The following is a 2516-nucleotide window of genomic DNA, read 5'->3' on the forward strand; positions in this document are numbered from 1 at the left end:
AGTTCTGACGAGTCGGAAGATGCAGTAGTCTGAGGAGAGGTAAGATGTGTGCTCAGAGTGATTTCTCCGTGTGTTTCGTAACAGTCCGGTGGATTAGTGACAGATGATTCTTGTAGCTTTCTCTCAGCGATTAGGCCTCTCAATGAACTAGGTTCATAAGTAGATTCATAGATTCCCATTACATCTGAAATGGTGAGGTAGAAAACTTCCTGAGGATATCTATCCAAGAATAGTTAGCTAGTTTTTGTCCTCATAGCACGACGATCTTTGGCAATCTGTAGAGCCCATTTGAAAGGTGCTGACTTCATACCGCTGAGTTAGATTTCAGGCAGGTGTTGAATACTTAAGGTTTCTGCGGAACTTTACCACTGCTAATTCTTTGCGCCATATCTCCAATTCTTGACAGCAGGGAGGTTGCTTCATCCTCCATCGTTGGCGACTCTAGCTTAAGTTGCTCTGGGCAGAGGACGCCAACTCTTCTAGGTGAATTTTATAGAAATCGGCTAGTTTAGGGCACTGCATGAGCTGAGCAAATTTCACTTCATGGCTAACATCGGGCATAGTCAAGTAACTTGTTAAGTTGGCATTCTTAGCTGCGATGGTTGCTATTTATTTGATCCTTCGTGGAGGTTCGGCACTGATGATGTCGCCGATATCGAATAATAGAGTGATTTGAAGCGAGTCTTCCCCTAATTATTTTTCACAGAGTGAGCGGAGAGAGCCATAGTGAAGCATAGAAAAGAAATCATTGATTAATGAAGCACCCCAGCGCTGAAGGAGTTGGCTTTCTAGATCGCGATAGTATTGAACTAGCCTTTTTGTCTCCTGATAGATTGCTTTCGATGTAGATTTTTTCGATTTCAGTGGTTAGGTTTCATGAATAAAATCTCAGATATGCTGGCTTGTAATAGTCACCATGTTTTGCCCTGATGCATCACCCGTGGTGAATTCAAAGTTCAGCTAGACGTGGTTGCCTTCGACGATCTAGGCAATATCCACCAGTTTTCCGTAAGCGCTGGTAGTTTCTGAAATGTTTTGAAACTCTCAATGGGCCAAGTGACGAAGTGGCCGCCGTCAGGCTTCGATTTAAAAACGAAGGCGTGAGCAAGCGTGAGCATCATAGTCGTGCAGCCGCCGGCCTCGCTCACGAGATGGGTACCGCGGTGGTAAACAGCTACTAATCCAGCTTCATTGGGGGCAGGTGGGATAGGTGTAGTCACCTATTAGCCAATAGGCCATTGACTATCAAGGGACGGCAATCCCAAGTGCAATTTTGATCGGTGCTATGTAATTTTTGATGTTTCCATGGAAGGATTCAATTTTCTATTGGGAACGGCCGTCGTAGATATTTGGACGAGGATTTTGTCCGATTGAGTGCCAGATGCGCTGGCAGCGTTTGTCATTGATCGTGGTGTTAGGAAGGGCGTAGGATAGTGGGGGCGTTGTATCAGGTACTAACAATTTAGCTAAATTATCCAGATTTCGGCTCTCTAGCAAGGAGTTGAGGTAGCGCGTAGTGAGGGAGCGTTTAGCAGACATAAAGTCAACGTAGAGATCTCAGATGTGGGGTAAAGTAAGGAGTGTTGATGCTCACAATAATCTAACACGTCTAAATGAAGGGGGGCGTGGTAGTGGAGAGCAGGAGAGGCCTTTGAGTGATTTTTTAGAGTCTTAGTCGTCGATTTCAACGACCATGTTTATTTCCACCGAGACGTTTAGTGGGAGCGCTGCGACTCCACAAGCCGTGCGAGAGTGCATGCCTTTGTCTCCAAATATTTCCACGAGGAGGTCTGAGCAGCCGTTTATAACGGATGGGTGAGCGTAGAAATCTGGCTCTGAACTGACGAAGCCATTCACGGTAACGATCTGCTTTACTTTATCGAGCGAGCCCACTGCATCTTTCACCACCGCGAGGCGATTGAGAGTGACTAGGCGCGCGGCTTCTTGAGCTATCTCGATAGATGTGTCAGTAGGGACTTTGCCTTGATATGTTTCCTCAACCGGAGGGATTCCTCCAGCGAGGAAGAGGAGGTTGCCGCTACGAGTGTAGTTGAGGTAGGAACCAGCTGGAGCTGGGACTTCTGGAAGTGTGTGGCCGAGTTCGGCAATGCGTGCTTCGATACTCATATTGCTAGAAATTATTTTTACCTACGAGTGATGCTGCCACGAATCCTGAGAAAAGTGGGTGAGGTTTGTTAGGACGTGACTGGAATTCTGGGTGGAACTGTGCTCCCACGAAGAATGGATGTTCGGAGATTTCCACGATCTCTACGAGGCCTTGGTCAGAGGAGACTGAGCTGATCTTCATGCCGGCAGTTTCAATTTGCTCGCGGTACACCGGGTTGAACTCGTATCGGTGACGGTGGCGCTCAGTGATAAGTTCGCTGCTATAGAGTTCGAATGCTTTGGTGTTCTTGTAGACGATAGAGTCAGATGAACCTAAGCGCATGCTAGCACCCATAGTGGTTATTCCTTTTTGCTCATCTTGCAGTGAAATGACTGGGTGTTTGGTGTCT

Annotated in this window: 4 protein-coding genes; all 4 read right to left on the reverse strand. The window is 46.9% G+C overall.

Annotation, left to right across the window (positions count from 1 at the left end; genetic code table 11):
- The coding region (locus tag ABGY95_RS06355) for a hypothetical protein (RefSeq protein WP_347440852.1) at nt 1-227 on the reverse strand (227 nt) is incomplete at its 3' end.
- A 1096-nt stretch (nt 228-1323) separates the two neighbouring features.
- On the reverse strand, nt 1324-1539 hold the full coding sequence (locus tag ABGY95_RS06360; RefSeq protein WP_347440853.1) for a hypothetical protein: 216 nt from the start codon (nt 1537-1539) through the stop codon (nt 1324-1326).
- A 132-nt stretch (nt 1540-1671) separates the two neighbouring features.
- The gene (locus tag ABGY95_RS06365) at nt 1672-2127 is read right to left on the reverse strand and encodes a RidA family protein (RefSeq protein ID WP_347440854.1); all 456 of its coding nucleotides are present in this window, start codon (nt 2125-2127) and stop codon (nt 1672-1674) included.
- Between the two features lie 4 nt (nt 2128-2131).
- The coding region (locus tag ABGY95_RS06370; RefSeq protein ID WP_347440855.1) for a gamma-glutamyl-gamma-aminobutyrate hydrolase family protein at nt 2132-2516 on the reverse strand (385 nt) is incomplete at its 5' end.

The organism is Rubritalea sp., assembly GCF_039830215.1.
Classification (GTDB): Bacteria; Verrucomicrobiota; Verrucomicrobiia; order Verrucomicrobiales; family Akkermansiaceae; genus Rubritalea.

Coding starts and splice junctions, on each gene's coding strand:
- ABGY95_RS06360 (WP_347440853.1), bottom strand. CDS start 1,539: ATGTCTGCTAAACGCTCCCTCACTACGCGCTACCTCAACTCCTTGCTA.
- ABGY95_RS06365 (WP_347440854.1), bottom strand. CDS start 2,127: ATGAGTATCGAAGCACGCATTGCCGAACTCGGCCACACACTTCCAGAA.